Origin of the sequence: Streptomyces sp. NPDC091371 (assembly GCF_040684275.1) — a bacterium.
Lineage (GTDB): Bacteria > Actinomycetota > Actinomycetes > Streptomycetales > Streptomycetaceae > Streptomyces.
In genome coordinates this window covers 41,999-68,441 of record NZ_JBFBFP010000010.1, presented here as the reverse complement: position 1 = coordinate 68,441, position 26,443 = coordinate 41,999, and the positions used below count along the sequence as shown (strand labels likewise).

Annotated in this window: 27 protein-coding genes; 15 read left to right on the top strand and 12 right to left on the bottom strand. The window is 72.2% G+C overall.

The window, feature by feature from the left end; all coding sequences use genetic code 11:
• The first annotated feature begins 448 nt into the window (after nucleotides 1–448).
• Together AB0O21_RS14205 and AB0O21_RS14200 are read left to right on the top strand one after the other, a co-directional pair.
• Nucleotides 449–1,396, top strand: a complete 948-nt coding sequence (locus AB0O21_RS14205) for a fibronectin type III domain-containing protein (protein ID WP_365170758.1) — start codon at nucleotides 449–451, stop codon at nucleotides 1,394–1,396.
• A 63-nt stretch (nucleotides 1,397–1,459) separates the two neighbouring features.
• A complete protein-coding gene (locus AB0O21_RS14200; protein WP_365170756.1) occupies nucleotides 1,460–3,556 on the top strand; it encodes an NB-ARC domain-containing protein in 2,097 nt (698 codons plus the stop codon).
• Nucleotides 3,557–3,699: 143 nt separating this feature from the next.
• Here the strand turns inward: AB0O21_RS14200 and AB0O21_RS14195 are convergent, their stop codons facing one another.
• Complete coding sequence (locus tag AB0O21_RS14195) at nucleotides 3,700–3,885, bottom strand: DUF5999 family protein (protein WP_365170754.1); 186 nt, start codon at nucleotides 3,883–3,885, stop codon at nucleotides 3,700–3,702.
• A 493-nt stretch (nucleotides 3,886–4,378) separates the two neighbouring features.
• A complete protein-coding gene (locus AB0O21_RS14190) occupies nucleotides 4,379–5,608 on the bottom strand; it encodes an acyl-CoA dehydrogenase family protein (protein WP_365170752.1) in 1,230 nt (409 codons plus the stop codon).
• 197 nt (nucleotides 5,609–5,805) lie between these two features.
• Here AB0O21_RS14190 and AB0O21_RS14185 point away from each other — a divergent pair, with 197 nt between their 5' ends.
• Entirely contained in the window at nucleotides 5,806–6,450 is a 645-nt protein-coding gene (locus tag AB0O21_RS14185) for a TetR family transcriptional regulator (RefSeq protein WP_365170750.1), read from the top strand.
• A gap of 139 nt (nucleotides 6,451–6,589) precedes the next feature.
• On the opposite strand, the gene def is transcribed toward AB0O21_RS14185, so the two are convergent.
• Nucleotides 6,590–7,150, bottom strand: coding sequence for a peptide deformylase (gene def / locus AB0O21_RS14180; RefSeq protein ID WP_365170748.1), 561 nt, complete (start codon nucleotides 7,148–7,150; stop codon nucleotides 6,590–6,592).
• A 123-nt stretch (nucleotides 7,151–7,273) separates the two neighbouring features.
• On the opposite strand from def, the gene AB0O21_RS14175 reads away from it, so the two are divergent.
• From AB0O21_RS14175 to AB0O21_RS14145, 7 genes are all read left to right on the top strand, one after another.
• Nucleotides 7,274–8,512, top strand: a complete 1,239-nt coding sequence (locus AB0O21_RS14175; protein WP_365170746.1) for a MurT ligase domain-containing protein — start codon at nucleotides 7,274–7,276, stop codon at nucleotides 8,510–8,512.
• A 21-nt stretch (nucleotides 8,513–8,533) separates the two neighbouring features.
• Nucleotides 8,534–9,262, top strand: coding sequence for a glutamine amidotransferase (locus AB0O21_RS14170; RefSeq protein ID WP_365170744.1), 729 nt, complete (start codon nucleotides 8,534–8,536; stop codon nucleotides 9,260–9,262).
• Nucleotides 9,263–9,454: 192 nt separating this feature from the next.
• Nucleotides 9,455–10,480 (top strand): 6-phosphofructokinase, encoded by a 1,026-nt coding sequence (locus AB0O21_RS14165; RefSeq protein WP_365170742.1) that lies wholly within the window; start codon nucleotides 9,455–9,457, stop codon nucleotides 10,478–10,480.
• 108 nt (nucleotides 10,481–10,588) lie between these two features.
• A complete protein-coding gene (locus AB0O21_RS14160; protein ID WP_365170740.1) occupies nucleotides 10,589–11,545 on the top strand; it encodes a cytochrome c oxidase assembly protein in 957 nt (318 codons plus the stop codon).
• 32 nt (nucleotides 11,546–11,577) lie between these two features.
• Nucleotides 11,578–11,736, top strand: coding sequence for a hypothetical protein (locus tag AB0O21_RS14155; RefSeq protein ID WP_365170738.1), 159 nt, complete (start codon nucleotides 11,578–11,580; stop codon nucleotides 11,734–11,736).
• A gap of 148 nt (nucleotides 11,737–11,884) precedes the next feature.
• On the top strand, nucleotides 11,885–12,787 hold the full coding sequence (locus tag AB0O21_RS14150) for a hypothetical protein (RefSeq protein WP_365170736.1): 903 nt from the start codon (nucleotides 11,885–11,887) through the stop codon (nucleotides 12,785–12,787).
• A 138-nt stretch (nucleotides 12,788–12,925) separates the two neighbouring features.
• The gene (locus AB0O21_RS14145) at nucleotides 12,926–13,636 is read left to right on the top strand and encodes a lysophospholipid acyltransferase family protein (RefSeq protein WP_365170734.1); all 711 of its coding nucleotides are present in this window, start codon (nucleotides 12,926–12,928) and stop codon (nucleotides 13,634–13,636) included.
• 30 nt (nucleotides 13,637–13,666) lie between these two features.
• Here the strand turns inward: AB0O21_RS14145 and AB0O21_RS14140 are convergent, their stop codons facing one another.
• The 7 genes from AB0O21_RS14140 to AB0O21_RS14110 all read right to left on the bottom strand — a co-directional run bounded on the left by AB0O21_RS14140 (nucleotide 13,667) and on the right by AB0O21_RS14110 (nucleotide 20,043).
• Nucleotides 13,667–15,280 (bottom strand): alpha/beta hydrolase, encoded by a 1,614-nt coding sequence (locus AB0O21_RS14140; RefSeq protein WP_365170995.1) that lies wholly within the window; start codon nucleotides 15,278–15,280, stop codon nucleotides 13,667–13,669.
• A gap of 246 nt (nucleotides 15,281–15,526) precedes the next feature.
• Complete coding sequence (locus AB0O21_RS14135) at nucleotides 15,527–16,348, bottom strand: urease accessory protein UreD (protein WP_365170732.1); 822 nt, start codon at nucleotides 16,346–16,348, stop codon at nucleotides 15,527–15,529.
• On the bottom strand, nucleotides 16,309–17,004 hold the full coding sequence (gene ureG, locus AB0O21_RS14130; protein WP_365170730.1) for an urease accessory protein UreG: 696 nt from the start codon (nucleotides 17,002–17,004) through the stop codon (nucleotides 16,309–16,311). The genes AB0O21_RS14135 and ureG overlap by 40 nt, the downstream gene beginning before the upstream one ends.
• Nucleotides 17,005–17,025: 21 nt before the next feature.
• Nucleotides 17,026–17,700: an urease accessory UreF family protein gene (locus tag AB0O21_RS14125; protein WP_365170728.1), complete on the bottom strand. Its 675-nt coding sequence runs from the start codon at nucleotides 17,698–17,700 to the stop codon at nucleotides 17,026–17,028.
• Nucleotides 17,700–19,421 carry an urease subunit alpha gene (locus tag AB0O21_RS14120; protein WP_365170726.1) on the bottom strand — a complete coding sequence of 574 codons (1,722 nt, stop codon included), beginning with the start codon at nucleotides 19,419–19,421 and terminating at the stop codon, nucleotides 17,700–17,702. The genes AB0O21_RS14125 and AB0O21_RS14120 overlap by 1 nt, the downstream gene beginning before the upstream one ends.
• A complete protein-coding gene (locus tag AB0O21_RS14115; RefSeq protein WP_365170724.1) occupies nucleotides 19,414–19,725 on the bottom strand; it encodes an urease subunit beta in 312 nt (103 codons plus the stop codon). Before AB0O21_RS14115 ends, AB0O21_RS14120 begins: the two co-directional genes overlap by 8 nt.
• Before the next feature lie 15 nt (nucleotides 19,726–19,740).
• Nucleotides 19,741–20,043 (bottom strand): urease subunit gamma, encoded by a 303-nt coding sequence (locus AB0O21_RS14110; protein ID WP_365170722.1) that lies wholly within the window; start codon nucleotides 20,041–20,043, stop codon nucleotides 19,741–19,743.
• Between the two features lie 314 nt (nucleotides 20,044–20,357).
• Between AB0O21_RS14110 and AB0O21_RS14105 the strand changes: the two genes are divergently transcribed.
• The gene (locus AB0O21_RS14105; protein WP_365170720.1) at nucleotides 20,358–20,753 is read left to right on the top strand and encodes a VOC family protein; all 396 of its coding nucleotides are present in this window, start codon (nucleotides 20,358–20,360) and stop codon (nucleotides 20,751–20,753) included.
• Between the two features lie 8 nt (nucleotides 20,754–20,761).
• On the opposite strand, the gene AB0O21_RS14100 is transcribed toward AB0O21_RS14105, so the two are convergent.
• A complete protein-coding gene (locus tag AB0O21_RS14100; protein WP_365170718.1) occupies nucleotides 20,762–21,217 on the bottom strand; it encodes an ATP-binding protein in 456 nt (151 codons plus the stop codon).
• Nucleotides 21,218–21,414: 197 nt separating this feature from the next.
• Between AB0O21_RS14100 and AB0O21_RS14095 the strand changes: the two genes are divergently transcribed.
• Both AB0O21_RS14095 and AB0O21_RS14090 read left to right on the top strand, forming a co-directional pair.
• Nucleotides 21,415–22,299: a helix-turn-helix transcriptional regulator gene (locus AB0O21_RS14095; protein ID WP_365170716.1), complete on the top strand. Its 885-nt coding sequence runs from the start codon at nucleotides 21,415–21,417 to the stop codon at nucleotides 22,297–22,299.
• Nucleotides 22,300–22,311: 12 nt separating this feature from the next.
• Nucleotides 22,312–22,533: a DUF397 domain-containing protein gene (locus AB0O21_RS14090; protein WP_329388240.1), complete on the top strand. Its 222-nt coding sequence runs from the start codon at nucleotides 22,312–22,314 to the stop codon at nucleotides 22,531–22,533.
• 6 nt (nucleotides 22,534–22,539) lie between these two features.
• Here the strand turns inward: AB0O21_RS14090 and AB0O21_RS14085 are convergent, their stop codons facing one another.
• Nucleotides 22,540–23,712 carry an 8-amino-7-oxononanoate synthase gene (locus tag AB0O21_RS14085; protein WP_365170993.1) on the bottom strand — a complete coding sequence of 391 codons (1,173 nt, stop codon included), beginning with the start codon at nucleotides 23,710–23,712 and terminating at the stop codon, nucleotides 22,540–22,542.
• A gap of 164 nt (nucleotides 23,713–23,876) precedes the next feature.
• Here AB0O21_RS14085 and bioB point away from each other — a divergent pair, with 164 nt between their 5' ends.
• Together bioB and AB0O21_RS14075 are read left to right on the top strand one after the other, a co-directional pair.
• The gene (gene bioB, locus AB0O21_RS14080; RefSeq protein ID WP_365170714.1) at nucleotides 23,877–25,127 is read left to right on the top strand and encodes a biotin synthase BioB; all 1,251 of its coding nucleotides are present in this window, start codon (nucleotides 23,877–23,879) and stop codon (nucleotides 25,125–25,127) included.
• Nucleotides 25,120–26,442 carry an adenosylmethionine--8-amino-7-oxononanoate transaminase gene (locus AB0O21_RS14075; protein WP_365170712.1) on the top strand — a complete coding sequence of 441 codons (1,323 nt, stop codon included), beginning with the start codon at nucleotides 25,120–25,122 and terminating at the stop codon, nucleotides 26,440–26,442. The genes bioB and AB0O21_RS14075 overlap by 8 nt, the downstream gene beginning before the upstream one ends.
• Nucleotide 26,443: the final 1 nt, after the last annotated feature.

Here is a 26,443-nt window from a genome sequence, read left to right as displayed (position 1 = left end):
GACCACGCACGGGATGCGTGTCACCGCCCCGGGGCTGAGTACGCCGGGGACCAGTGCGCCCAAGACCGTTCGGGGCGTGCGGCTGAGCGGGCTTTCGTTTCCGCACAGTCCAAAGGAACGGTACTTGAGCGTGAAGACGAAGGCGTCCTCGCCCCTCGCCTCTGCGTTCCAGACGGCGTCCACCTCGGCCTTGGAGGCGTTGTTCGTCTTCGGCCGGTGATCGTCTTGTACATGAAGACGACGTCCTTGGCCGAGGAGGACGCTCCGTCGCTGAACCTCAGCACCTTGACGCAGCCTGCACGTGCACCGGTCAACGGGGACCTCCGGCAGGCCCCGGCGAGCGCGGGCTTCACCGGATGGCTCCCAGTAGCGCCAGACGTCTTGCCCGGCCTGCGATCCGCGTGCCATATATGTCTAGACCTTTCCGAGGAAGCGGAGGACGGCACCCGTGCGACGCACCGCCCCGACGCTCGCCCTGTGCCTGGCCCTCGCAGGCCTGACGGCCTGCACCGCGCCCGACACCGAGCCCCCGCCCGCCCCCGCCGGGCTCACGGCCCAGGCCGGCAGCGCCACCAGCGTGCACGTCATGTGGGACGCGGCGGCCGAGCGCGAGGGCGTCAGCGGCTACCAGGTCTTCGAGGCCGGCGGCCTGGTGCGCGAACTCCCCGCCGAGAAGACCATGGTGGACGTCACGGGCCTCACCCCGCAGACCGGCTACGCCTTCACCGTCCGGGCCCGGGACGCCGCCGGGAACCTCTCCGCGCCGACCCCGGCCGTACGCGTGACCACCCCGGCGGCCAAGGCCGAGGACCGGCAGGCCCCCACCGCCCCGGCCTCGACCACGGCCCGCGCGACGGGCCCCCGGGCCGCCTGGGTGTCCTGGACCGCGGCGACGGACGACACGGGCGTGACCGCGTACGACGTCTACCAGGGCGGGGTGCGCATCCACACCGCGGAGCCCGGCGCCACCGGCACCGCCCTCACCGGCCTCCGGCCCGACACCGTCTACACCTTCACGGTCCGCGCCCGGGACGGGGCGGACAACTCCTCCCCCGACGGCCCGGCCGTCGACGTGACGACCCCGCCCGCATCCGGCGGGGGACCGGGCACCGCGCCCGCGGAGTTCACCGCGACCGCCTCCCCGGGCTCCGTCACCTTGACCTGGACCGCCCCGGACACCGGCCGCGAGACCAGCGAGTACGAGCTGTACGTCAACGGACGGGCCACGACCGTCATCCAGTTCGGCGCGGGCGCGGTCCCCAGCGGCCGGGCCGAGCACCGGCTCACGGTGACCGAGCCCCCGGGCACGGTCTGGGCCCTGAAGCTGCGGGCACGACTGCCCGACGGCAACTGGGGCGCTTTCTCCGCGGAGCGGAGCATCGCCCTCACAGGGTGAGTTTCGGCAACGATCTGGCCGGAATCGACCCGGTCGGATGAGAAGATCACGCACAATACATCCGTGTTCGGTGAGTACTCGGTCAACGACAATCAGGCTCCACCCGCCGGCGGCGATCCCGTGCCCGCCCCGGACCCCACGACGGGGAACCTCCCGCCCGGGCCCCCGGCCTTCATCGGCCGCGAGCGCGAACTGGCGCTCCTGCGCGGGCTGCTGGAGCAGCGGAGGCTGATCACCCTCACCGGTGTGGGCGGTGTCGGAAAGTCCCGGCTCGCCCTGCGGGCCGTCTCCGAAGCCGTCGGGCCGAGACCCGACGGCGTGTGGTGGGTGGAGCTGTCGCCGCTGCGCGATCCCGCCCTGCTCACCACGACCATCGCCCACGCCATCGGCCTGGCCGACCACTCCGCGCGACCCCTGGACGAGGAGTTGTGCGCCTGGATGGCCGACAAGCGGCTCCTGCTCGTCCTGGACACCTGCGAGCACCTGGTGGCCGACTGCCGCCACCTCGTGGGTGAACTCCTGCAGTCCGCACCCGGGTTGACGGTGGTGGTCACCTCGCGCGAGCCGCTCGGCTGCCCGGGCGAGGAGGTGGTCGAGGTCCGCCCGCTGCCCTGCGAGGGGGCCGACAGCGACGCCCTCGCCCTCTTCCGCACCCGCGCCCTGGCCGCGACCCCGCGGGCGGCGGCCGCCTTCGCGGACCCCGCCCGCGCGGCGGTCGCCGCCGAGGTGTGCCGACGCCTCGACGGCATCCCCCTCGCCCTCGAACTCGCCGGCGCCCGAATGCGGTTGTGGACGCTGGAGCAGATGGCCGAGCGGCTCGGCGAGCGCTTCGACCTGCTGTCGGACACCCGCGCCGCCGGACCGCCCCGGCACCAGACGATGCGCACCACGATCGGCTGGAGCCACGAGCTGTGCGAGCCGCTGGAACGGCTGCTGTGGGCCCGGCTGTCCGTGTTCTCCGGGGACTTCGACGTGGCCGCGGCCCGCGCGGTCTGCTCGGGCGGTCCGCTCGCCGCCTCGCGCGTGGAGCGCGTGCTGACGGGCCTGGTCGCCAAGTCGGTGCTGCTGCGCTCCGAGGAGCGGGGCGCGGGGGCCCGCTACCGGATGCTGGACACCATCCGCGAGTACGGGCACGACTGGCTGGGCGAGCTCGGCGAGGTGCAGCTCGTCTCCGACCGGCACGCCCACTGGTACGCGGCACTGTCCGAGGCCGCCGGCCGGGGCTGGCTGGGCCCGGGCCAGGTGGACTGGTACCGCAGGATCACCGCCGAGCACGCCCAGCTCCGCACCGCCATGGAACACCTCCTGGGCACCGACCCGGAGTCGGCCCTCGGGATGGCCGGAGCGCTGTGGTTCTACTGGTTCTCCTGCGGGCACGTGCACGAGGGCCGGAGCTTCCTCGAACGCGCGCTGGCGGCCGCCCCGCACCCGGGCCCGGCGTACAACCAGGCCCTGTGGGCGCTCGGGCTCACCGCGCTGCTCCAGGGCGACCTGGACACGGCCCGCGGCCTCGGCAAGGAGTGCACGCGCGGCGCCGCCGTGCTGGCGGACCCCGAGCGGGAACTGCGCGCGGCCTATCTGCACGCGGTGGCGGTCATGATGCCGGGCGATGCCGTACACGCCCTCGCGCTGGCCGGCCCGCGGGCCCGGGCGGGCCACGGCGGCCGCACCGACGGCCCGGGCTGGCTGCTGTGCAAGCTGGCCACCGGCTACGCCCTGTGCGACCTGCGGCGGTTCGAGGAGGCGGCGGAGGAGGCGCGGTCCCTGCGGGAGGCCTGCGCGGCGCTGGGCGAGCGCTGGCTGCGGGCCTACGCGGACTACATCCTGGCGGTGGCGGCGCTGGGCCTGGGCGAGCACGGGGAGGCCGCCCGGCACGTACGGGCGATGCTGTCCGGGAAGCGGCTGCTCGGCGACCGCTTCGGCATCGCGCTGGGCCTCGACCTGCTGGCCGCGGCGGTGGCGGCGCTGGGCGACGGCGAGCTGGCGGCGCGGCTGCTGGGCACCGGGCACGCCTGGTGGCGCACGGTGGGCCGGCCTCAGATGGGCTCGCCCTCGCTGACGGCCCTGCGGGACCAGGGCGAGCGGCAGGCCCGGGCGGCGATCGGCGACGCCGCGTACGAGACGGCCTTCCTGGGCGGAGCGGCCGCACCCACCGGCTGAACAGCGGCCGGTGGGCGGCGTAACTCCTCGGCTCCCGTCAGTACGGGAGGGGTTTTCCCGACGGTGTGCGCAGATCCAGGTCTCGGGGAGCGGGCTTGGGGACGGGCTTGCGGATCAGCTGCTGGCGCATGCTGCCTCCTGGCTCAGACCAGGGCCGGGCGGCGGGGTTCCACCGTCTGGCCTTCGGGGAGCAGTTCACCGGTGTCGTCGAAGACGACCACGCCGTTGCAGAGCAGGCTCCAGCCCTGTTCGGGATGGGAAGCCACGGTGCGGGCGGCGTCGTGATCGGCGCTGTCGGCGGACGGGCAGGGGGGCTGGTGGGAGCACATGGCGCACCTCCTCGCAGTGTGGGGCGGGAAGGCCGGTGGTCACCCGGTCGAATCCGCGATCCACGGTGGCGGTGAGTATTACTGATCGCCACCCCCCGGCGGAACCCATATTCGAGGTCCAGTTCAAGCTGTGTATGCCCGATTACCATGCGCTCACGCCCGTTATCCGGATCGTTCACCGGACGCCGGGTTCCTGGCGGAGGCCGACAAACCGGGCACTGCACGGCACGCCGCCCCTTTCTCCCCCGAACGATCACCGACCCACCCGGACCGGAACGACCTTCACAACCCGAACGCCCGTGTGCAGGATCACACCCACCTCCCACGGGGAGCGGCAGCGTGCGGATCGCCTCGGTGGGACCGGGTCAGAGGGGTCGGTCCGCGGCGCCGTGCCGGGGTGTCTCCGCCGGGGCACCGCCCCGACCGCACACCCCCGCTCACGGACACCGCCCCGCAGGGAACCGGCAGGGAACCGGCAGGGAACCGGCAGGGACTAGCGGATCGGCATGCCGGAGAGGGTGCGGGCGATGACGAGGCGCTGGATCTCGCTCGTGCCCTCGAAGATCGTGTAGATCGCGCTGTCCCGGTGCATGCGCTCCACCGGGTACTCCCGGGTGAACCCGTTGCCCCCGAGGATCTGGACCGCCTGCGCGGTGACCTTCTTGGCCACCTCGCTCGCGAAAAGCTTGGACATCGAGCCCTCCGCCGAGGTGAACGGCCGGCCCGCGACCGCCATCCACGAGGCCCGCCACACCATCAGCCGGGCCGCGTCGATCTGGGTGCGCATGTCGGCGAGCTGGAAGGCCACGCCCTGGTTGTCGATGATCGGGCGCCCGAACTGGGTGCGGGTCTTGGCGTAGTCCAGGGCGACCTCGTACGCCGCACGCGCGGTGCCCACGGCCATCGCGCCGACCGCCGGCCGGGAGGCCTCGAAGGTGGCCATCGCGGCGTTCTTGACCCGCTCCCCGCCCCCGCTGCGCGCCCGCTCGCGCGCCCGCGCGAGCCGCTCGTCCAGCTTCTCCTTGCCGCCGAGCAGGCACAACCCGGGAACCCGTACGTCCTCCAGCACCACCTCGGCGGTGTGCGAGGCCCGGATCCCGTGCTTCTTGAACTTCTGCCCCTGGGACAGCCCGGGCGTGTTCGGCGGCACGATGAACGAGGCGTGCCCCTTGGTCCCCAGCTCCGGGTCGACCACGGCCACCACGATGTGGACGTTGGCGATGCCGCCGTTGGTCGCCCAGGTCTTGGTGCCGTTCAGCACCCACTCGTCCTTGGCCTGGTCGTAGACCGCACGGGTCCGCATGGCCCCCACGTCCGATCCGGCGTCCGGCTCGGAGGAGCAGAAGGCGGCGACCTTCACGTCGTCCGGGGTGCCGTACATCTGCGGGATCCAGGTGCCGATCTGCTCCTCGGTACCGTTGGCGACGACGCCGATGGCCGCGAGGCCGGTGCCCACGATGGACAGGGCGATGCCCGCGTCGCCCCAGAAGAGCTCCTCCATCGCCATCGGGATGCCGAGGCCCGTCGGGTCGAAGAACTGCTGGGCGTAGAAGTCCAGGGAGTAGATGCCGACCTTGGCGGCCTCCTGGATGACGGGCCAGGGAGTCTCCTCGCGCTCGTCCCATTCAGCGGCGGCGGGCCGGATCACATCGGCGGCGAAGCCGTGGATCCATTCCTGCACCTGCTTCTGGTCGTCGTTGAGCTCCATGGTGAACTCCGCCATGTCCCCTCCAGCTGTCCGTACTCGTCCTAGCGCGTGTTACTAGCGGTAACCGGCGCGATCGGCACAGTCTGTTACCGGCGAGTAAGCACTGTCAAGCACGGCCGAAGGAGGTACGGCCGATTGGATCGACAGGGTGTGCGGGGTGTTACGTTGCGTGGGCGTCACGCACATCGCAAGGGCGGGGAGAGAAACACGTCATGGAGACCACTCAGCAGGCCGGCGAGCCCGGAGCGGCCGATCGCCGGCGGCGGGAGCTGCTCGAAGCTGCCGACCGGGTCGTACTCAGGGACGGCCCCAAGGCCTCCATGAACGCCATCGCGGCCGAGGCCGGCATCACCAAGCCCATCCTCTACCGCCACTTCGGCGACAAGGCGGGCCTCTACCAGGCGCTCGCCGTCCGGCACACAGACGCCCTGCTGGACTCCCTGCGGGCCGCGCTCGACGCCCCGGCCGAGCGCCGGAGCCGGGTGGAGCACACCCTCGACACCTATCTCGCCGCCATCGAGGCCCGCCCGCAGGTGTACCGCTTCCTGATGCACCCGGCCGAGGACTCGCACAGCGCCGAGCGAGGCTTCGACGTGGGCCTGCACTCGGCGCCGCTGCTGCGCAGGCTCGGCGAGGAGCTGGCGCAGGTGATCGGCGAACGGGTCGACCTCGGCCCCGGCGGGGAGCGCCTGGCGCGGGTCTGGGGGCACGGCATCGTCGGCATGATGCACGCGGCGGGCGACTGGTGGCTGGGCGAACGCCCCTGCGAGCGCGCGGAGCTGGTGGCCGCCCTCACGGACCTCCTCTGGGGCCGCCTGTCCACCGCCGGCAACCGAGAAAACGGCCCGGGCTTCTGACCCACCCCTCCGGCTCCGCCGGGCGAACTCCACCCCGCCGCGCCTCTCCGGCTCCGCCTGGCGCGCTCCAGCCCCTCCGGCGTTCGAGGAGCGGGTCCGGGCGGAGCCCGGTGCCCGGCGGAGCCGGGTTTCCCGGGACTCAGCCGCGCGGCGAAGCGGCCGCCGCGCCCCACGGGGTCTTGCGGATCGCCCGCCGCAGGCGACGGGCGCGGAGCCCCGTCACCCGGTCCGCGTACACCCCACCGGCAAGGTGGTCGCACTCGTGCTGCAGGCACCGCGCGAAGAACCCCGTCCCTTCGATCCGCACGGCCGCGCCGTCCGAGGTCACCCCCTCCACGACCGCCCGGTCGAACCGCACGGTGCCCGCCTCCAGCCCCGGCAGGGACAGGCACCCCTCGGGCCCGAGGAATTCGTCCCCGTCCGCCGAGACCAGCCGCGGGTTCACGACGTGCCCGACGTGCCGGACGTCCTCGTCGTCCGGGCAGTCGTACACGAACACCCGCTGCCCCACGCCGATCTGGTTCGCGGCGAGGCCGACGCCCTCGGCGGCGTACATCGTGGCGAACATGTCCTCGATGAGCCGGTCGAGTTCGGGGCCGAACTCGGTGACCTCCGCGCAAGCGGAATGGAGCACCGGATCACCGAGGAGGCTCATGGGGCGGACGTGGCCGGAGGTACCGGGGATGGGGCGCTGTCGCATGGCCGTAAGGGTACGACGGGCGAATATATGAGGAGATCTGACCTCGGGCGGGGGCGCCGCGGTCCGGGCCCGGGCAGGTACTGGATAGGCTGGGGCCGGTCGACGCAAGGAGGACAAGGGACGATGGCAGGCAACACGGAGCCGCTTTCGCCGCGGGCCAAGCTGGCCGTGACGGCGGGCAAGGCCGCGGCGGCGGTGTCGCGGGCCGCGGGACGCGGAAGCGGATCGGTGATCGGCGGCAAGGTCGCACTCAAACTCGACCCCGATCTCCTCGGAGCGCTCGCGCAGCATCTCGATGTCGTCCTCGTCTCCGCGACGAACGGCAAGACCACGACGACCCGGCTCATCGCGGAGGCCCTGCGGGCCAGCGGCCCGGTCGTCTCGAACGCGCTGGGCGCGAACATGCCGGCCGGCATCACCTCGGCCCTCGCCGGCGGCTCGGACGCCAAGTACGGGGTCATCGAGGTGGACGAGAAGTACCTGGCCGGAGTGGCCCGGGACGTCACCCCCAAGGTGATCGCCCTGCTGAACCTCTCCCGCGACCAGCTGGACCGCGCCGCGGAGACCCGCATGCTCGCGGAGAAGTGGCGCGAGGGGCTCCAGGGCTCCAAGGCGGTCATCGTCGCGAACTGCGACGACCCGCTGATCGTGTGGTCCGCCTCCTCGTCGCAGAACGTGGTGTGGGTCGCGGCCGGCCAGGAGTGGAAGGACGACGCCTGGTCGTGCCCCTCCTGCGGTGGCGTCATGCAGCGCCCGGGCGACGACTGGTTCTGCGGCGAGTGCGGTTTCCGGCGCCCCACCCCCAGCTGGGTGCTCTCGGGTGACCACGTGCTGGACCCGCACGGCTCGGCCTGGCCGATCCACCTCCAGCTGCCGGGCCGCGCCAACAAGGCGAACGCCGCCACCTCGGCCGCCGTCGCCGCGGTGTTCGGCGTGCCGCCGCAGGTCGCGCTGGAGCGGATGTACCAGGTGCAGGCCGTCGCCGGCCGCTACGACGTGGTGAACTTCCAGGGCCGTGAGCTGCGGCTGCTGCTCGCGAAGAACCCGGCGGGCTGGCTCGAAACGTTTTCCCTGATCGATCCCCCGCCCACGCCGGTGATCCTCTCGGTGAACGCGCGCGGCGCCGACGGCACCGACACCTCCTGGCTGTGGGACGTGCACTACCCGCGCCTGGCCGGCCACCCGATCTTCGTGATCGGCGACCGCAAGCTGGACCTGGCGGTGCGCCTGGAGGTCGCGGGGCTGGACTTCCGGGTGTGCGAGACCCTCGACGAGGCCGTGCAGCTCGCGCCGCCCGGACAGATCGAGCTGATCGCGAACTACACCGCCTTCCAGGACGTCCGCCGCCGCGTCGGCAACTAGCACCCTCAAGGACTCGAGAGCATGAGCGACAACAGCCTGCGTCTGGTGTGGGTCTACCCCGACCTGCTGAGCACGTACGGAGACCAGGGCAACGCCCTCGTGGTGGAGCGCCGGGCGCGCCAGCGCGGCCTGGACGTGCAGCGCGTGGACGTACGCAGCGACCAGCCCATCCCCACCTCGGGTGACATCTACCTGATCGGCGGCGGCGAGGACCGGCCGCAGCGGCTGGCCGCGGAGCGCCTGCTGCGCGACGGCGGCCTGGAGCGGGCCGTCTCGAACGGGGCGATCGTCTTCTCCGTCTGCGCCGGGTACCAGATCCTCGGCAAGGAGTTCGTCAACGACATGGGCCAGCGCCAGGAGGGGCTGGGCCTGCTGGACGTCGTCACCGTGCGCGGTGAGGGCGAGCGGTGCGTCGGCGACGTCCTCGCGGACATCGACCCGCGGCTCGGCCTGCCGCAGCTGACGGGCTTCGAGAACCACCAGGGCGTCACCCACCTCGGCCCGACGGCGAAGCCGTTCGCCCGGGTGACCATGGGCCGCGGCAACGGCACCGGCGACGGCACCGAAGGCGCGTACAACGACACGGTGTTCGGCACCTACATGCACGGCCCGGTGATGGCCCGCAACCCGCAGGTCGCGGACCTGCTGCTCAAGCTGGCCCTTGACGTGAACGCGCTGCCGCCCATAGACGACCGGTGGTACGAGGCGCTGCGCGCGGAGCGCATCGCCGCGGCGACGCAGCCCGCGTAGAGCCGCCCCGCACCAGATGTTCGGCCCGGTTTCCCCTGGTGGGAACCGGGCCGACGTGCGTTCGTACGACCGGCGGGACCAGGATGTGGAGGATGGTTCAGTCCACCGGCTTTCCGCTTGTAGGGTGACGGGTAGTTCCAACCGGACGACGTGGTCCGGTCGTCGGCCCACGTTGCAAAGGTCTCTCCTGCCATGCGCATAGGTGTGCTCACTTCCGGTGGCGACTGCCCCGGCCTCAACGCCGTCATCCGTTCCGTCGTGCACCGCGCCGTCGTGGACCACGGCGACGAGGTGATCGGCTTCCTCGACGGCTGGAAGGGCCTGCTGGAGGCGGACTACCGCAAGCTCGACCTCGACTCGGTGGCGGGCATCCTGGCCCGCGGCGGCACCATCCTCGGCTCCTCCCGGGTCCAGCCGGCGCACCTGGTCGACGGCGTGGAGCGGGCCCGCGGCCATGTCGCGGACCTGGGTCTCGACGCGATCATCCCGATCGGCGGCGAGGGCACGCTGAAGGCGGCGAACCTGCTCTCCCAGGCGGGGCTGCCGATCGTGGGCGTCCCGAAGACCATCGACAACGACATCGCGTCCACCGACGTCACCTTCGGCTTCGACACGGCCGTCGGTGTCGCCACCGAGGCGCTGGACCGGCTGAAGACCACCGCCGAGTCGCACCAGCGCGTGATGGTCGTGGAGGTCATGGGCCGCCACACCGGGTGGATCGCGCTGCACTCGGGCGTGGCCGCCGGCGCGCACGCGATCGTCGTCCCTGAGCGTCCGTTCGACATCGAGGAGCTCACGACGATCGTCGGCGAGCGCTTCTCCGCGGGCAAGCGGTTCGCGATCGTCGTGGTCGCCGAGGGCGCCAAGCCGCGGCCGGGCTCGATGGAACTGGAGGACGGCGGCACCGACATGTACGGCCACGAGCGGTTCGCCGGCATCGGCAACCGGCTCGCCGTCGAGCTGGAGAACCGCCTGGGCAAGGAGGCCCGGCCGGTGATCCTCGGCCACGTGCAGCGCGGCGGTACGCCGACGGCGTACGACCGGGTGCTGGCCACCCGCTTCGGCTGGCACGCGGTGGAGGCCGCGCACCGGGGCGAGTTCGGCATGCTGACCGCGCTGCGCGGCACGGACATCGTGATGGTGCCGCTGGCCGAGGCGACCTCGACCCTCAAGACGGTTCCGACCCAGCGTTACGAAGAGGCGCAGACGGTCCTGTGACGTGGCGCCCTTTCGGGCGCCCGTTTTGCCCTGGTGCCGCCCCCGCGCGCAGTAGCGTCCGGGGGCGGCACTACTGTGGTGGGGCACCACGGTCAAGGGAGTGAACAGATGGATCACAGCGGGCACGGCATGGGTATGGACATGGACCTGCCGCCCTTCACTCTCGGACGCGGGCTGGAGTTCTCCTTCGACTCCTTCTTCCTGTTCGGCTCGCTGCTCGGGCTCGCCCTGTACGGGTGGGGCGTGCTGCGGCTGCGCCGGCGCGGGGACTCCTGGCCGGTGGGCCGGACCATCGCCTTCACCATCGGCGTGCTGACCGTGGTCCAGGTGATGTGCACCAAGCTGAACGACTACGGCATGGTCATGTTCAGCGTGCACATGGTCCAGCACATGGTGATCAGCATGATCACCCCGATCCTGCTGCTGCTCGGGGCGCCGATGACGCTGGCGCTGCGCGCCCTGCCGCCCGCCGCGCGCGGCCACAAGGGCCCGCGCGAGCTGCTGCTGATGCTGCTGCACAGCCGGTACATGCGCATCATCACGCACCCGGCGTTCACGATCCCGATGTTCATCGCGAGCCTGTACGCCCTGTACTTCACCCCGATCTTCGACTTCCTGATGGGGAGCCGGACCGGGCACGTCGCGATGATGGTCCACTTCCTCGCGGTGGGCATCGTCTTCTTCTGGCCGATCATGGGCGTCGACCCGGGCCCGCACCGTCCCGGCTACGTGATGCGGATGCTGGAGCTCTTCGCGGGCATGCCCTTCCACGCCTTCTTCGGCATCGCCCTGATGATGGCGAGCGAGCCGATGATCAAGACGTACGCGAACCCGCCGGCCTCTCTCGGCATCGACCCGCTGCTCGACCAGCAGTGGGGCGGCGGCATCGCCTGGGCCTTCAGCGAGATCCCCTCGGTGCTGGTGCTGATCGCGCTGATGTACCAGTGGTACCACTCGGAGCAGCGGGCGGCGAAGCGGTCCGACCGGGCCGCCGACCGGGACGGAGACCAGGAGCTGGCGGCGTACAACTCGTATCTCGCCTCGCTCCGCGCGCGTGGCCAGTAGCGCGGGAGCGCTTTCGGGAGCCACCATGGGGCATGACCGGATCCGTGAAGGCGATGGCCGTCCTGACCTTCGCCGCCCTGGTGGGTGTCTCCACATATTCCGTGGCTCTCGGCAGCAACGGCTGGCTATGGTTCGGCTGGGTGGTCCTGGGGCTCCTGACCGCCGCCATGGCGGCCTCGCGCAGCGCGTGACCGAGGGCTCGCCCGGCTTGTCCTGACCTCGCGACCCAGCCGGTCGAGCAGGTCAGTTGATCATGCCGTCGCCCGGCAGTGTAGAAAGAGATCTCATACGACCGGTCCGGTCGACACATCACGCACATTCCTCGGGGGGAATCCGACCATGCGCACACGCGCGCTCCGCACCACATTCATATCCCTACTCGCCGCCTCCGCCATGACGGCCCTGGTCCCGGCCGTGGCCTCGGCCGCCCCGACCGCGATCGCCGGCGATCCGACCGACTGCAGGACCCAGTTCGGCGGTGACACCGTCGCCGTGCGCCCCGGCCAGCGCATCGAGTCGGGCGCGAGCCTGGCGGACAAGGTGAGCCCGACCGTCCTGGTCATGCAGGCCGACGGCAACCTCGTGCTGTACGCCATCGGCAACTCCGGCGGCTACAAGCTCCCGCTGTGGAGCAGCGGCACGTACGGCAACCCGGGCGCCTACGCCCTCATGCAGGAGGACGGCAACTTCGTCGTCTACAAGAAGGACGGCGGCCCCGACAAGGGCGGCGCCCTCTGGGCCACCGGCACGTACGGCGACGCGGCCAGCCCCTACCTCGGGGCGTACCTCGTCGGCGGCGAGTTCTCCGTCGAAGGCCGCAGCTACTACCCGACGTGGCGCACCCGCACTCGGGAGCAGCACGCCAAAATCTGCGCATCCCTCCCGGACCGCCCGCAGGGCTCCTGGTGGCCGCGCTCGTGGGCCGAGTCCGCCACCGTCTGGATGGTGCTCCAGGAGGACGGCAACCTCGTCATGTACCGCAAGCGCGACGGCAAGGCCATCTGGAGCAGCGGCACCTACGGGCTCAGGTACTCGGCGACGCTGGAGATGGACCCGAAGGGCGACCTGATCCTCCGCGAGGGCGACCAGGCGTCCACCGTCCGCTGGCACTCCGGCACCGACGGCAACCCGGACGCCTACGCGCTCCTCCAGGACGACGGCAACTTCGTCGTCTACAAGAAGGACGGCGGCCCCGGCAAGGGCGGCGCCCTCTGGGCCACGGGCACGTACAACAAGATCTGACCGCTCCCCGGGAGCGGATGCCGAGGGGCGGGGTGCGAAGGCACCCCGCCCCTCGGGCGTATGGTCCCCGCCCCTCCGGTCCGGGGCTGACCGTACGTAAGATGTGCGTGACAACGGGATGTCGACGGGAGCGGCCTGGTGTTCTACCACTTGCTCAAGCACGTGATCCTCGGCCCATTGCTGCGGCTGCTGTTCCGGCCCCGGATCGAGGGGCTGGAGAACATCCCCGAGGAGGGCGCCGCGATCGTCGCGGGCAACCACCTGTCGTTCTCGGACCACTTCCTGATGCCCGCGATCCTCAAGCGGCGGATCACCTTCCTCGCGAAGGCCGAGTACTTCACCGGACCCGGGGTCAAGGGACGGCTGACCGCGGCCTTCTTCCGCAGCGCCGGGCAGATCCCGGTGGACCGGTCCGGCAAGGACGCCGGGCAGGCCGCGCTGCGCGAGGGGCTGGGGGTGCTGGCCAAGGACGAGCTGCTGGGCATCTACCCGGAGGGCACGCGCTCCCACGACGGGCGGCTCTACAAGGGCAAGGTGGGCGTGGCCGCGATGGCGCTGCGCGCGGGCGTGCCGGTCGTGCCGTGCGCGATGGTGGGCACCTTCGAGATCCAGCCGCCCGGCCAGAAGATCCCGAACATCCGGCGGGTGACGATCCGGTTCGGCCGGCCGCTGGACTTCTCCCGGTACGCGGGGCTGGAGGGCGAGCGGGCCGTGCTGCGGGCCGTCACGGACGAGATCATGTACGCCATCCTCGAACTCTCCGGCCAGGAGTACGTCGACCGGTACGCGGCCGAGGTCAAGGCCGAGGAGGAGGAAGCACGGAAGAAGGCCCGGCGCTCCGCGCGCTGAGCCTTCTCCCGCGTCACTCTCCCGGTCTCCTTAGCGGACGGCCGGGAGCTCCTCCGGCGCCGGGAAGACCGAGGACTCGGCCGCGACATCGGAGTTCAGCGACCGCGCGGCGGCGGCCGGGGCGACCGGGGTGGCGTGCGGGGCGCACGTCACGTCCTGGCCGTCGACCTTGCCGGTCAGCAGGTAGGCGTCGACCCGCGTGTTGATGCAGGGGTTCAGCAGGCTGGTGACACCGTGCGAGCCGGCGTTCTGCTCGGTGATCAGCCGCGAGCCGCCGAGCCGGCGGTGCAGCTCGACCGCGCCCTCGTACGGGGTGGCGGCGTCACGCTCGGACTGGACGATCAGGACCGGCGGCAGACCGCGCTTGGCGTTCGCGCCGACCTCGATCGGGTTGTGCTGCTTGGACTTCCAGGTCGCGCAGGGCAGGTTCATCCACGCGTTGGACCAGGTCAGGAACGGGTACTTCTCGTGGAGCTTGGTGTTGTCCCGGTCCCACTTGGTCCAGCTGGTCGGCCACTTGGCGTCGGCGCACTCGACGGCGGTGTAGACGGCGTTGCCGTTCTCCGACGCCGCGTTGCCCGCGAGGTCCGTCATGTCCGGGGCGATGGCGTCGATCAGCGCCTGCTCGTCACCGGCGGCCCAGGCGGCGAACGTCTGGGCGACGGGCACCCACGAGGAGTCGTAGTACGGGGCGCCCTGGAAGAAGCCGATGAGCTCGGCCGGGCCGACGATCCCGCCGAGCGGGTTGGCCTTGGCCTTGGCGCGCAGCTCCTGCCACTTGGCCTCGACCTTGGCGCGGGTGTCGCCGAGGTGGAAGACCGCGTCGTTCTTGGCGACCCAGTCCTGCCAGTCGTTCCAGCGCATCTGGAAGGCGACGTCCTGGCCGAGGTTGGCCTCGTACCAGATGTTGTCCTGCGCCGGGTTGACCACGCTGTCGACGATCATGCGGCGCACGTGGTTCGGGAACAGGGTCGCGTAGACCCCGCCGATGTAGGTGCCGTAGGAGACGCCGAGGAAGTTCAGCTTCTTCTCACCGAGGGCGGCGCGGATGACGTCCAGGTCGCGCGCGGTGTTCGGCGTGGTCATGTGCGGCAGCATCTCGCCGCTGCGCTCCTTGCAGCCGTCCGCGTACTCCGCGGCGAGCTTGCGCTGGGCGCTCTTGTCGGCCGCGGTGTCCGGCACCGGGTCGGCCTTGGGGGCCTTCACGAACTCCTGCGGGTCGATGCAGGAGATCGGCGCCGAGTGGCCGACACCGCGCGGGTCGAAGCCCACGAAGTCGTACGCCTTGGCGGTGTTGACCCACAGCGGGCTCTTGGTGGTGGAGCGGCGCGGGAAGCGCATGCCCGAACCGCCGGGGCCGCCGGGGTTGTAGATGAGCGCGCCCTGGCGCTCTTCCTTGGTGCCGGTGCTCACCGCGCGGTCGACCGCGATGTCGATGGTCTTGCCGAAGGGCTTGGCGTAGTCGAGCGGGACCTTGACCCAGCCGCACTGGATCGGGGCGGCGAAGCCCCAGTCGGCGGGACAGTCCTTCCAGTCGATCCCGGCGCGGGCCGCGCGGGCGGCGGCGAGCTGGACGCCCAGCGCCTCCGGGACCCCGTTGTCACGGCCGGTGGTGGCCGCCGAGGCCGGCGTGGCGAGCAGCATGCTCGCCGCCAGCGTCCCGGTGATCAGTGTGGCGGCGCTCCCCAGCGCCGCGTTGCGTATCACGTGGTTGATCCCCCTGCGTCAGGTACGGCATGGGCGGCCGGATTCGGCCGCCCGTGTGCAGGGGGATCCTTGCGCCTTACCGGGAGTTGGCGACAGAGCGGGATCAAGTTCTTTGCCAACCCGATAACCGGCGAGGTGTGTACCGCTGAGCGGTGTCTGCTTCGTCCCGTGTTCGCCGCCTGGTCACCGGGCGTAGGACGCGCCGGCCGCGTCGAGCAGCGCGCGCAGGGCGAGCGCGTCCGGGGCGAGGGCCGTGACGAGAACGGCGGGCCCGGCCAGCGGAGTCACCGCCGCGCACTCCCCCAGCATCCCGGCCGCGGGCGGCCGCTCGGCGAAGTCGGGGTCCACAATGAGGAGTTGGCCGAGCGCGCGGTGCCCGGCGAGGCCCGCCGGGCCGTCCCAGCCGGCGGGCGCGCCCGGCCCGCAGGCGAGTTCCTGGTCCAGCAGCGGCCGCCCGCCCCGGGTGACGGTGAGGCGGCTGCGCAGCAGGCCCGGGGGTTCGCCGCAGCGGCCGAGCACCTGCTCCTCGCGCAGCACGAGCCGGGCGGTGGGGGCCAGTCGGACGCGGGTGCGCACCCGCAGCTCGCTGCCGCGTACGGAGACCAGCGGCTCCGGCAGCCAGAGCACTGACGCCCCGTCCTCCAGCGTCAGGTCCACGTCGTACCGCGCGGGCTCGCCGCCGCGGCCGGGCAGCGCCAGGGTGGCCGCCGCCGAGCCCAGCGAGAGGCTCGCCCCGGGCCCGACGGCGGCCTCGACAGCGAGGTGGTCCCCGCCGAGGGGTGCGCTCATCGCGCCGACCAGCATCACGCCGGCCCCGGCGCCGGCGCCCCGGGTGCGGCGCAGGGCGAGCGGCCCTTCCCCGGCCAGCAGCGGCAGGGCGGTGCCGCCCCGCCCGTCGGCTGTGGCGCGGATGCGTGCGGTGGCCCGCACGCCCGCCGCGGGCGGGGAGACGGGGGGTGCGCTGGTCACCGTACGGCCCAGGCGGCGATCCGCTCGCGTACCCATGCCGCGACCGGGGCCACGCCTTCGGGGCCGCGCAGCGACTGGAAGGCGACGGGCAGTTCACCGCGCTGTGCGGCGGCGTCGCGGGCCATCCGGTCGAGGTCGGAGCCGACGTGGGGGGCGAGGTCGGTCTTGTTGACGACGAGGAGGTCGGCGGTGGTGACGCCGGGGCCGCCCTTGCGGGGGATGTCGTCGCCGCCGGCCACGTCGATGACGAAGATCTGGGCGTCGACCAGGCCGCGGGAGAAGGTGGCGGTGAGGTTGTCCCCGCCGGACTCGACGAGGATCAGGTCGAGCGGGCCGCTCTCGCGGAAGGCCTCTTCCAGTTCTTCGACGGCCTCCAGGTTGGCGGAGATGTCGTCGCGGATGGCGGTGTGCGGGCAGGCCCCCGTCTCGACGGCGGTGATCCGCTCGGGCGGCAGGACGGCCTCGCGGAGCAGGAACTCGGCGTCCTCGCGGGTGTAGATGTCGTTGGTGACGACGGCCATGGAGAGCTCGCCGCGCAGGGCGCGGCACAGCGCGGCGACGGTGGCGGTCTTGCCGGAGCCGACGGGTCCGCCGAGGCCGATGCGCAGGGCGCGGCGGGTGCCGTCGGGGCGTAGGGGTTCGGCGCTGTGGGTGTGCCGGTGGGGGTAGGTCACGGCGTGGTCGAGGTGCATGGGGGTGTCTCCTTGTGGGGGTCAGGAAGCGAAGAGGCGTACCGGCCAGTCGGCATGGGCCTGCGCCGAGATGTCCAGCAGGGGCGAGGACGCCGCGGGCAGCGCGTCCAGGCCGTCGGTGCGGGCCAGCAGCGCCGCTCCGGCCGCCTCGGCGGACACGGCGTCGAGGTCGGGGGCGAGCCGGGCCAGGACCCCGCTCGCCTCGAAGGGGTCCAGGCCGAGCAGCCGTACGGTCGCGGTGGCGGGACCGCTGACGCTCTCGTACGCCGCCACGTGCGCGGCGTCGAGCGGACCGAGCCCCGCTGCCCGGGCGGTGACGCCGAGCACCACGGGCTGGTGGGCTCCGCGCGGGAAGGCGGCGGCCAGTGCGTCCAGTTCGGGCGCGGGCCAGGTGGCGCGGGCGGCGCGCAGCAGCTGCCGCCCGAGCCGCCGGGCGGCGGTGCGCAGCGCGGGCACGGGGGTGCGGGCGTCGGCGGCGGCGTCGAGCTCCGCCGGGTCGAGCCCGAGGGCGGCGGCCGCGGCGAGGGCGGCGGCGGTGAGCCCGGAGGTGTGCAGCCGGCCCCGGCAGAAGTCCTCCAGGGTGGCGGCGTCGTGGATCCGGCCCGCCTTGCAGGCGGCCTCGGTCCCGCCGGAGTGGGCGTGTCCCCCGGCGGGGAAGCGGCCGTCGGCGAGGACGAGCAGCGCGGCGAGGCTCATCAGAAGAGGAAGTATCTCTGTGCCATGGGCAGTTCGGCCGCCGGTGCCGGTTCAACGGCCTCGCCGTCGATGGTGACGGTGAAGGTGTCGGCGTCGACCTCGACCCTCGGCATGGCGTCGTTGTTGCGCATGTCCGCCTTGCCGACCTTGCGGGTGCTCTCGATGGCCGTGAACTGCTTGCCGAGGCCGAGGCGTTCGGGCAGTCCGTCGTCGAGGGCTGCCTGCGCGGTGAAGTTGAGCGAGTTCAGGGCGGGTGCGCGTCCGTGGCTGCCGAACATCGGGCGGGGCAGGATGGGCTGCGGGGTGGGGATGGAGGCGTTGGCGTCGCCCATCTGCGCGTAGGCGATCTGGCCGCCCTTGATGACCAGTTCGGGTTTGACCCCGAAGAAGGCGGGGTTCCACAGCACCAGGTCGGCGAGTTTGCCGGTCTCGACCGAGCCGATCTCGCGGGCGAGCCCCTGGGCCACGGCGGGGTTGATCGTGTACTTGGCGACGTAGCGGCGGGCGCGGTGGTTGTCGGCGGGTCCGTCGCCGGGGAGGAAGCCGCGCCGCTTCTTCATGACGTGGGCGGTCTGCCAGGTGCGCAGCACGACCTCGCCGACCCGGCCCATGGCCTGGGAGTCGGAGGAGATGATGGAGATGGCCCCGAGGTCGTGCAGGACGTCCTCGGCAGCGATGGTCGAGGGCCGGATCCGGGATTCGGCGAAGGCGAGGTCCTCGGGTACGGCCGGGTTGAGGTGGTGGCAGACCATCAGCATGTCGAGGTGTTCCTCGACGGTGTTGACGGTGTGCGGCCGGGTGGGGTTGGTGGAGCTGGGCAGGACGTTCGGCTCGGAGACCACGGTGATGATGTCGGGTGCGTGCCCGCCCCCGGCCCCTTCGGTGTGGTACGAGTGGATGGTCCGCCCGGCGATGGCCGCGAGGGTGTCGGCGACGAAGCCGGCCTCGTTGAGGGTGTCGGTGTGGATGGCGACCTGGACGCCGGTCTCCTCGCAGACGCCCAGGCAGGCGTCGATGGCGGCGGGGGTGGACCCCCAGTCCTCGTGGATCTTGAATCCGAGGGCGCCGCCGCGCAGTTGGGAGTGCATGGCCTCGCGGGAGGTGGTGTTGCCCTTGCCGAGGAGGCCGATGTTGACCGGGTAGGCCTCGAGGGCCGCGAACATGCGGGCCAGGTGCCAGGGTCCGGGGGTGACGGTGGTGGCCTTGGTGCCCTCGGCCGGACCGGTGCCGCCGCCGACGAGGGTGGTGATCCCGGAGGTGAGGGCCTCCTCCACGATCGTCGGGGAGATGAAGTGTACGTGGGCGTCGATGGCTCCGGCGGTGACGATCTTCCCGTTGCCCGCGATGATCTCGGTCTCGGGGCCGATGACCAGGGCCGGGTCCACCCCGTCCATGGTGTCGGGGTTGCCGGCCTTGCCGATGCCGCAGATCCGGCCGTCGCGGATGCCCACGTCGGCCTTGACGATCCCCCAGTGGTCGAGGACGACGACCCCGGTGATCACCGTGTCGGGAGCGCCCTCGGCCCGGGTGGTCCGGGCCTGGCCCATGGACTCGCGGATCACCTTGCCGCCGCCGAAGACCGCTTCGTCGCCGGCCCGTCCGGGGCCGCCGGCCAGGTCCTGTTCGATCTCGACGAAGAGGTCGGTGTCGGCCAGCCGGATCCGGTCTCCGGCGGTCGGCCCGAAGAGGTCCGCGTACACCTGCCGGGAGATCTCAGCCATCGAGCGGCCCTCCGGTCTCCCCGCGCAGCCCCGGCACGGTGCGCAGTCCGGCCAGCGGTACGAGGTCCACCGCGACCGGGATGCCGGGCTCGAAGCGCACGGCCGTGCCGGCGGCGATGTCGAGGCGCAGCCCCCGGGCGGCGAGCCGGTCGAATTCGAGGCCGGGGTTGGCCTCGGCGAAGTGGTAGTGGGAGCCGATCTGGACGGGCCGGTCGGCGGCGTTCAGCACGGTGAGGCGGGTGACGGGGCGGCCCTCGTTGAGGAGCACCGGTCCGTCCCCGTAGGCGATCTCGCCGGGGATCATGCGGGTAACTCCCCTTCAGACGATCGGGTCGTGGACGGTGACGAGTTTGGTGCCGTCCGGGAAGGTCGCCTCGACCTGGACGTCGTGGATCATCTCGGGGATCCCCTCCATGACCTCCCCGCGATCGAGGACGGTGCGGCCGGAGGCCATCAGCTCGGCCACGGTCCGGCCGTCGCGGGCCCCTTCGAGGATGTGCGAGGTGATCAGCGCGATCGCCTCGGGATGGTTGAGGCGGACTCCACGCGCCCTCCGTTTCGCCGCGACGTCGGCGGCGACGTGGATGAGCAGTCTTTCCTGCTCGTGCGGTGTCAACTGCACAGGTATCACCAAGTTTCCGGGACAAGGTCAACTTCGATGCCGGGCGACCCTAGCGGCCGTCAACACTCTGTTGACCTGCACGTATCCGAGCCAAGCGTGTCTTGCCCAACGCAGAGGAAGGCTTTCCGTCCCGACCACCGCCGCTTTACCGGACCATGGGTGATCATTGGCGGTCGAACGTGAACCCACGCTAGGGGCCGCGCTTTTCCGCAGAGTTAACCCACGTTTCCGGGAGGCAACCGGTTCAGTCCGGTTGCCCGCGGCCGGCCGTTCCGTATACAGATCTGCACCCGGAAGACCCATGGAGGAGACACGTGTTCGTCAATCCCGTCCGCCACATCACCTTCGACGCGCACGACCCGTACAAGACCGCCGAGTTCTGGTCCGCGGTGACGGGCTTCCCCATCCACCCGGACGACGAGGCGGGTGACGACGAGGTCCTGCTGGATCCGGGGCAGCCGGGAGTGCCCGGGCTGCTGTTCATCCGGGTGCCGGACGCCAAGACCGTCAAGAACCGGGTGCACCTGGACATCCAGCCCGCCACGGGCACGCGGGACGAGACGGTCGAGCGCCTCGTCGGGCTCGGGGCGAAGGTCGTCGACGACCGGCGCGCGCCGGACGGAGTTCTCGGCTGGGTCGTCCTCGCGGACCCGGAGGGCAACGAGCTGTGCATCGAGCGCAGCGCCGCGGAGCGCGCCGCGTCGGCCTGACGCGGAGGTCAGCAGCCGGTGCCCGTCCTCGCGGGCGCACCGGCTCCGACGGTCCACGGCAGGGCGATCCACACCGTCTTGCCGCCGTCCTCGGTGGGGGTGACCGAGAGCCGGCCGCCCGCCTCCGCGGTGAGCCAGCGGATGATGACCATGCCCCGGCCGTTGTCCTGCTGGACGGCGGCCGGAAGGCGCTTGGGCCACCGCGGGTGGCTGTCGGTCACCCCGATCCGCAGCCACTCCTCCCGTTCCAGCCGGACGTCGACGGTGAAGGTGGGCGACTGGCCGAAAGTGTGCTGTACGGCGTTGGTGGCGAGCTCCGAGACGATCAGCCGGACGCTGTCCGCGGTGTCCGCGGCATCGGGAAGTCCCCATTCGCCCAGCACCTCCGCGACGTAGCGGCGGGCGGTGGCGACCGAGGCGGGATCGCTCGGCAGAGTGACGGATGCTTCCTGGTGATCTGCCATGGCGACGGTCCCTTTCCCACCGGGGCCAAGCCGCCCCGGATCTGTGCTGGACGCCAGAGTGCCACCCCACGCACGGCCGCATCCGGCGTTTCCTCAAGATATGCATATATCTGTCGCTCGATGCGGTGAACTCTGCTACGGAAGAGCGTATTTGGACGGCAGACTGGTGCGAGCTGTGCCGGTGGAAGGAGGCGGGTGTGCAGCACGGTCCCGCGGTGCGTCGGCGCAAGCTCGGCGAGGAACTGCGTGCCCTGCGCGACCGGTCCGGACTCACCAGTGGTGAGGCGGCCCGGATCGTGGGATGGCACCAGTCGAAAATCAGCCGCATCGAAACAGGCCGCAGTGGCGTGAAGCCCGAGGACATCCGCCTGCTCCTCGACGCCTACGGGGAGATCGTCAGTCCCGAACAGCGCGCGCTGCTGGAGGCGCTGTCCGTGTCGGCGGCTGGCCCCGGACCGGGCGCCGACACCGGGCGGGGCCGCCAGTGGTGGCACGACTACCGGGGGCTGCTGCCGCAGGAGTACCGGGACTTCATCAGCCTGGAGGCCGGTGCCCGGTCCGCCCGGACGGTCGAACTCTCGGTGGTGCCCGGGCTGTTGCAGACCCCCGGGTACGCGCGGGCGGTGACCCGGGCCGCGCTGGGCGGGCTCCCGGAACCGAAGGTGGACGCGCTGGTCGACGTACGGCTGGCCCGGCAGTCGGTACTGCGGGCCGATCCCCCGCTCGAGCTGAGCGCCGTACTGGACGAGGCGGTGCTGCGCCGGCAGATCGGCGGTCCCGGGGTGATGGCGGAGCAGCTGCGGCATCTGGTGGAGGTGGCGCGACTGCCGCAAGTGCGGCTACAGGTACTGCCGTTCAGCGTGGGGGGTCATCTCGGCCTCACCGGGCCGTTCGTCATTTTCTCATTTCCGAACATCGCCGATCTGGATGTGGTGGTACTCGACCATTTGACGAGTAGCCTCTATCTGGAGCGGAAGGAAGACCTAGAGGCGTACAGCGCCGCGTTCCGCACCATCCAGGCGCACGCCCTCCCGCCCCGGCACTCGTCGGATCTCATCAGCGCCCTCGCTGACGACGCGTAAGGAGGCACCCCCGTGTCCGCAACCCCGTTATCGACCAGCGGACTTCTGAACAGCGCGCGGTGGCGGCGGAGCAGCCGCAGTACCGGAATGAACAACTGCGTGGAAACGGCCGTCCTCGGTGGCGGCCTGCTGGCCGTCCGCGACTCCAAGCGGACGGACGGCCCGGCCGTGCTCTTCACCGGGCCGGCCTGGGACGGCTTCCTCGCACAGGTCCGGGCGGACGTTCCCTCGTAACCCCGCCTACCGGTCCGTGGCTCCGGCCGGAGCGGTCCGCAGGATCGTCCCGACGGCCCGGTCGATCTCGTCCCCCGTGAGATCCGCCCGAGCGGTCAGCCGCAGCCGGGAGATGCCGTCCGGCACCGACGGCGGCCGGAAGCACCCCACGGACAGACCTGCCTCGCGGCAGTCGGCGGCCCACTGCAGTGCCGCCGAGGCCGACGGGGCCCGAACCGACACCACGGCCGCGTCCGGCCGGGCCGCGGTCAGGCCGGACGCGGTGAGCCGCCCGTACAGCTGGGCGGCCACCTCGCGGGCGCGGTCCGCGCGCTCCGGTTCCCGCCGGAGCAGGCGCAGGCTCGCCAGGGCCGCGCCCGCGGCGGCCGGGGCCAGCCCGGTGTCGAAGATGAACGTGCGCGCGGTGTTGACCAGGTGCCGGATGACCTTGGCCGGGCCGAGCACGGCTCCGCCCTGGCTGCCCAGGGACTTGGAGAGGGTCAGCGTGGCGACCACCCCGGGCGCGCCCGCGAGCCCGGCGGCGTGCAGCGCGCCCCGGCCGCCCTCGCCCAGCACGCCGAGCCCGTGCGCGTCGTCCACGACCAGGGCGGCGCCCTCGTCCCGGGCGGCCGCGGCGTAGTCGGCAAGCGGGGCGGCGTCCCCGTCCACGGAGAACACCGAGTCGCTGACCAGCAGCGCCCGGCCCTCGTGCGCGGCAAGCGTCTTGCGCGCGGTGTCGGGGTCGGAATGCGGGATGACCGCGGTCTCGGCCCGCGAGAGGCGGCAGCCGTCGACGATCGAAGCGTGGTTGCCGGCGTCGGACACGACGAGCGTGCCCCGGTCGCTGAGCGCGGTGACGGCGGCCAGGTTGGCCGCGTATCCGGAGGAGAGGACCAGGGCGGCCTCGAAGCCGCAGAAGTCGGCGAGCTCCCGTTCCAGTTCGGCGTGGAGTTCGGTGGTGCCCGTGACGAGCCGGGATCCGGTGGCGCCGCCGCCCCAGCGACCGGCCGCCTCCCGGGCGCCGCGGACGGTCTCGGGGTGCCTGGTCAGCCCGAGGTAGTCGTTGCTCGCGAGGTCCAGCAGCGGCGAGGTCTCGGGCCGCGGGCGCAGTGTCCGGACGAGCCCGGCCTCCGCGCGGGCGCTCTCCGCGGCGTCGATCCAGGCGAAGACGTCCACGGGGTCGGGCGTGTGCTGGGGCATCGGCGGCATCGGCAGTCCTCGCGTTTTGTCGGCAGTCCACAGACCAGCCCGACCCTAGCCGCCGTTACTCGTGCGTCAGGTGTGGTGATACACACACTCCCATCCGGCCATGTTGTGCGATCTCTCCTTGGCCGGGAGTGGTCGTGTAGGCCAGGATCGGCATCATGGACCTGCTGAACACCCTGGTGGACAAGGGGCTGCGGCGCGAGCTGCCGACCCGCGAAGAGGCGCTCGCCGTGCTGGCGACTTCCGACGACGAACTGCTCGACGTGGTGGCCGCGGCCGGCAAGGTGCGCCGCCAGTGGTTCGGGCGTCGGGTCAAGCTGAACTACCTGGTCAACCTGAAGTCCGGCCTGTGCCCGGAGGACTGCTCGTACTGCTCCCAGCGCCTGGGGTCGAAGGCCGAGATCCTGAAGTACACGTGGCTGAAGCCCGAGGAGGCTTCCCAGGCGGCCGCCGCGGGTGTCGCGGGCGGCGCGAAGCGGGTCTGTCTGGTGGCGAGCGGCCGCGGTCCGACGGACCGGGACGTGGACCGCGTCGGCAAGACCATCGCGGCGATCAAGGAGCAGAACGAGGGCGTCGAGGTCTGCGCGTGCCTCGGCCTGCTCGCCGACGGCCAGGCGGAGAAGCTCCGGGACGCGGGCGCGGACGCGTACAACCACAACCTGAACACCTCCGAGGCCACCTACGGCGCGATCACCAAGACGCACACCTACGCGGACCGCGTGGACACCGTGCAGAAGGCGCACGCGGCGGGCCTGTCGGCCTGCTCCGGCCTGATCGCGGGCATGGGCGAGAGCGACGAGGACCTCGTCGACGTCGTCTACTCGCTGCGCGAGCTGGACTCGGACTCGGTGCCGGTCAACTTCCTCATCCCCTTCGAGGGCACCCCGCTGGCCAAGGAGTGGAACCTCACCCCGCAGCGCTGCCTGCGGATCCTCGCGATGGTCCGCTTCGTCTGCCCCGACGTGGAGGTCCGGATCGCGGGCGGCCGCGAGGTGCACCTGCGCTCGATGCAGCCGCTGGCGCTGAACATCGCCAACTCGATCTTCCTCGGCGACTACCTCACCAGTGAGGGCCAGGCGGGCCAGGCGGACCTCGACATGATCGCGGACGCCGGCTTCGAGGTGGAGGGCGCCGGTACGACCACCCTTCCCGCGCACCGCTCCGACGCGGCGAAGGCCGCGACGGGCGGCGGCTGCGGCTCGCACGGCGGCGGCGCCTCGGTCTGCGGTTCGGCGGCGGGCTCCGCGGACTCCGGCGCCGAGGCCGGCTGCGGCTCGGCGTGCGGCGGCTGCGCCGGGCACGCGGAGGCGACGCCGGTACCGGCGCAGGCCGAGGCCGGCGAGGTGCGCTCGGACCTGGTGGCGGTGCGCCGCCGCGGCGCGGGGACGGACGTCGCCCCCAATGCCTGATCGGCACGACCCGCTGTCGGCCGGCGCGGAACTCCTCGCGCTGGACCGGCAGCACGTCTGGCACCCGTACGGCCCGATGCCCGGGCGGCAGGAGCCGCTGGTCATCGCCTCCGCGTCGGGGGTCCGGCTGCGGCTCGCCGTGCCCTCGCAGGGGCAGGGCCACGAGGAGCTCGTCGACGGCATGTCCTCCTGGTGGTCGGCGATCCACGGCTACAACCACCCGGTGCTGAACGAGGCCGCCACGACGCAGCTGGGCCGGATGTCACACGTGATGTTCGGCGGGCTCACCCATGAGCCCGCCGTCCGGCTCGCCGCGAAGCTCGTCGAGATCACCCCGGCCGGGCTCGAGCACGTCTTCCTCGCCGACTCGGGCTCGGTGTCCGTGGAAGTCGCGGTCAAGATGTGCCTGCAGTACTGGCGTTCGCTGGGCCGGACGGGCAAGACCAGGCTGCTGACCTGGCGCGGCGGCTACCACGGGGACACCTGGCAGCCGATGGCCGTGTGCGACCCCGAGGGCGGCATGCACGAGCTGTGGCAGGGTCACCTGCCGCGGCAGGTCTTCGCGGACGCCCCGCCCGGCGGTTTCGACACCCCCGTGGACCCGGCGTACGCGGACCACTTGCGCACCCTGATCGCCGCGCACGCCGACGAGCTGGCCGCGGTGATCGTGGAGCCGGTGGTGCAGGGGGCCGGCGGCATGCGCTTCCACAACCCGGGCTATCTGCGGGTGCTGCGCGAGCTGTGCGACGAGTACGGCGTGCTCCTCATCCTGGACGAGATCGCGACGGGCTTCGGCCGGACGGGGGCGCTGTTCGCCGCCGACCACGCGGGGATCACCCCGGACGTGATGTGCCTGGGCAAGTCGCTGACCGGCGGCTACCTCACGCTCGCCGCGACCCTGTGCACGGAGCGGGTGGCGGACGGGATCTCCCAGGGCGAGGTCCCGGTCCTCGCACACGGGCCGACCTTCATGGGCAACCCGCTCGCGACGGCCGTGGCCCTCGCCTCCATCGACCTGCTGCTCGGCCAGGACTGGCCGACCGAGGTCAAGCGGATCGAGGCGGGCCTGCGCGAAGGTCTCGCGGGCGTCGCCTCGGTGCCGGGCGTGAAGGACGTACGCGTCCTGGGCGCGATCGGCGTGGTCCAGCTCGACCACGCGATCGACATGGCGGCCGCCACCCGGGCGGCCGTGCGCGAGGGCGTGTGGCTGCGCCCCTTCCGCGACCTGATCTACACCATGCCGCCGTTCGTCACCGGCGACGACGACGTGGCCCGTATCTGCCGTGCGGTGCGTGCGGCGGCCGAGGAAGGCTGAG

Excerpts from the sequence above, each read along its gene's own strand:
- AB0O21_RS14195 (WP_365170754.1), bottom strand. The coding sequence starts at position 3,885 with ATGTGCTCCCACCAGCCCCCCTGCCCGTCCGCCGACAGCGCCGATCAC.
- AB0O21_RS14190 (WP_365170752.1), bottom strand. The coding sequence starts at position 5,608 with ATGGCGGAGTTCACCATGGAGCTCAACGACGACCAGAAGCAGGTGCAG.
- AB0O21_RS14185 (WP_365170750.1), top strand. The coding sequence starts at position 5,806 with ATGGAGACCACTCAGCAGGCCGGCGAGCCCGGAGCGGCCGATCGCCGG.
- def (WP_365170748.1), bottom strand. The coding sequence starts at position 7,150 with ATGCGACAGCGCCCCATCCCCGGTACCTCCGGCCACGTCCGCCCCATG.
- AB0O21_RS14175 (WP_365170746.1), top strand. The coding sequence starts at position 7,274 with ATGGCAGGCAACACGGAGCCGCTTTCGCCGCGGGCCAAGCTGGCCGTG.
- AB0O21_RS14170 (WP_365170744.1), top strand. The coding sequence starts at position 8,534 with ATGAGCGACAACAGCCTGCGTCTGGTGTGGGTCTACCCCGACCTGCTG.
- AB0O21_RS14165 (WP_365170742.1), top strand. The coding sequence starts at position 9,455 with ATGCGCATAGGTGTGCTCACTTCCGGTGGCGACTGCCCCGGCCTCAAC.
- AB0O21_RS14160 (WP_365170740.1), top strand. The coding sequence starts at position 10,589 with ATGGATCACAGCGGGCACGGCATGGGTATGGACATGGACCTGCCGCCC.
- AB0O21_RS14155 (WP_365170738.1), top strand. The coding sequence starts at position 11,578 with ATGACCGGATCCGTGAAGGCGATGGCCGTCCTGACCTTCGCCGCCCTG.
- AB0O21_RS14150 (WP_365170736.1), top strand. The coding sequence starts at position 11,885 with ATGCGCACACGCGCGCTCCGCACCACATTCATATCCCTACTCGCCGCC.
- AB0O21_RS14140 (WP_365170995.1), bottom strand. The coding sequence starts at position 15,280 with ATGCTGCTCGCCACGCCGGCCTCGGCGGCCACCACCGGCCGTGACAAC.
- AB0O21_RS14135 (WP_365170732.1), bottom strand. The coding sequence starts at position 16,348 with ATGGGTACGCGAGCGGATCGCCGCCTGGGCCGTACGGTGACCAGCGCA.
- ureG (WP_365170730.1), bottom strand. The coding sequence starts at position 17,004 with ATGCACCTCGACCACGCCGTGACCTACCCCCACCGGCACACCCACAGC.
- AB0O21_RS14125 (WP_365170728.1), bottom strand. The coding sequence starts at position 17,700 with ATGAGCCTCGCCGCGCTGCTCGTCCTCGCCGACGGCCGCTTCCCCGCC.
- AB0O21_RS14120 (WP_365170726.1), bottom strand. The coding sequence starts at position 19,421 with ATGGCTGAGATCTCCCGGCAGGTGTACGCGGACCTCTTCGGGCCGACC.
- AB0O21_RS14115 (WP_365170724.1), bottom strand. The coding sequence starts at position 19,725 with ATGATCCCCGGCGAGATCGCCTACGGGGACGGACCGGTGCTCCTCAAC.
- AB0O21_RS14100 (WP_365170718.1), bottom strand. The coding sequence starts at position 21,217 with ATGGCAGATCACCAGGAAGCATCCGTCACTCTGCCGAGCGATCCCGCC.
- AB0O21_RS14085 (WP_365170993.1), bottom strand. The coding sequence starts at position 23,712 with ATGCCCCAGCACACGCCCGACCCCGTGGACGTCTTCGCCTGGATCGAC.
- bioB (WP_365170714.1), top strand. The coding sequence starts at position 23,877 with ATGGACCTGCTGAACACCCTGGTGGACAAGGGGCTGCGGCGCGAGCTG.
- AB0O21_RS14075 (WP_365170712.1), top strand. The coding sequence starts at position 25,120 with ATGCCTGATCGGCACGACCCGCTGTCGGCCGGCGCGGAACTCCTCGCG.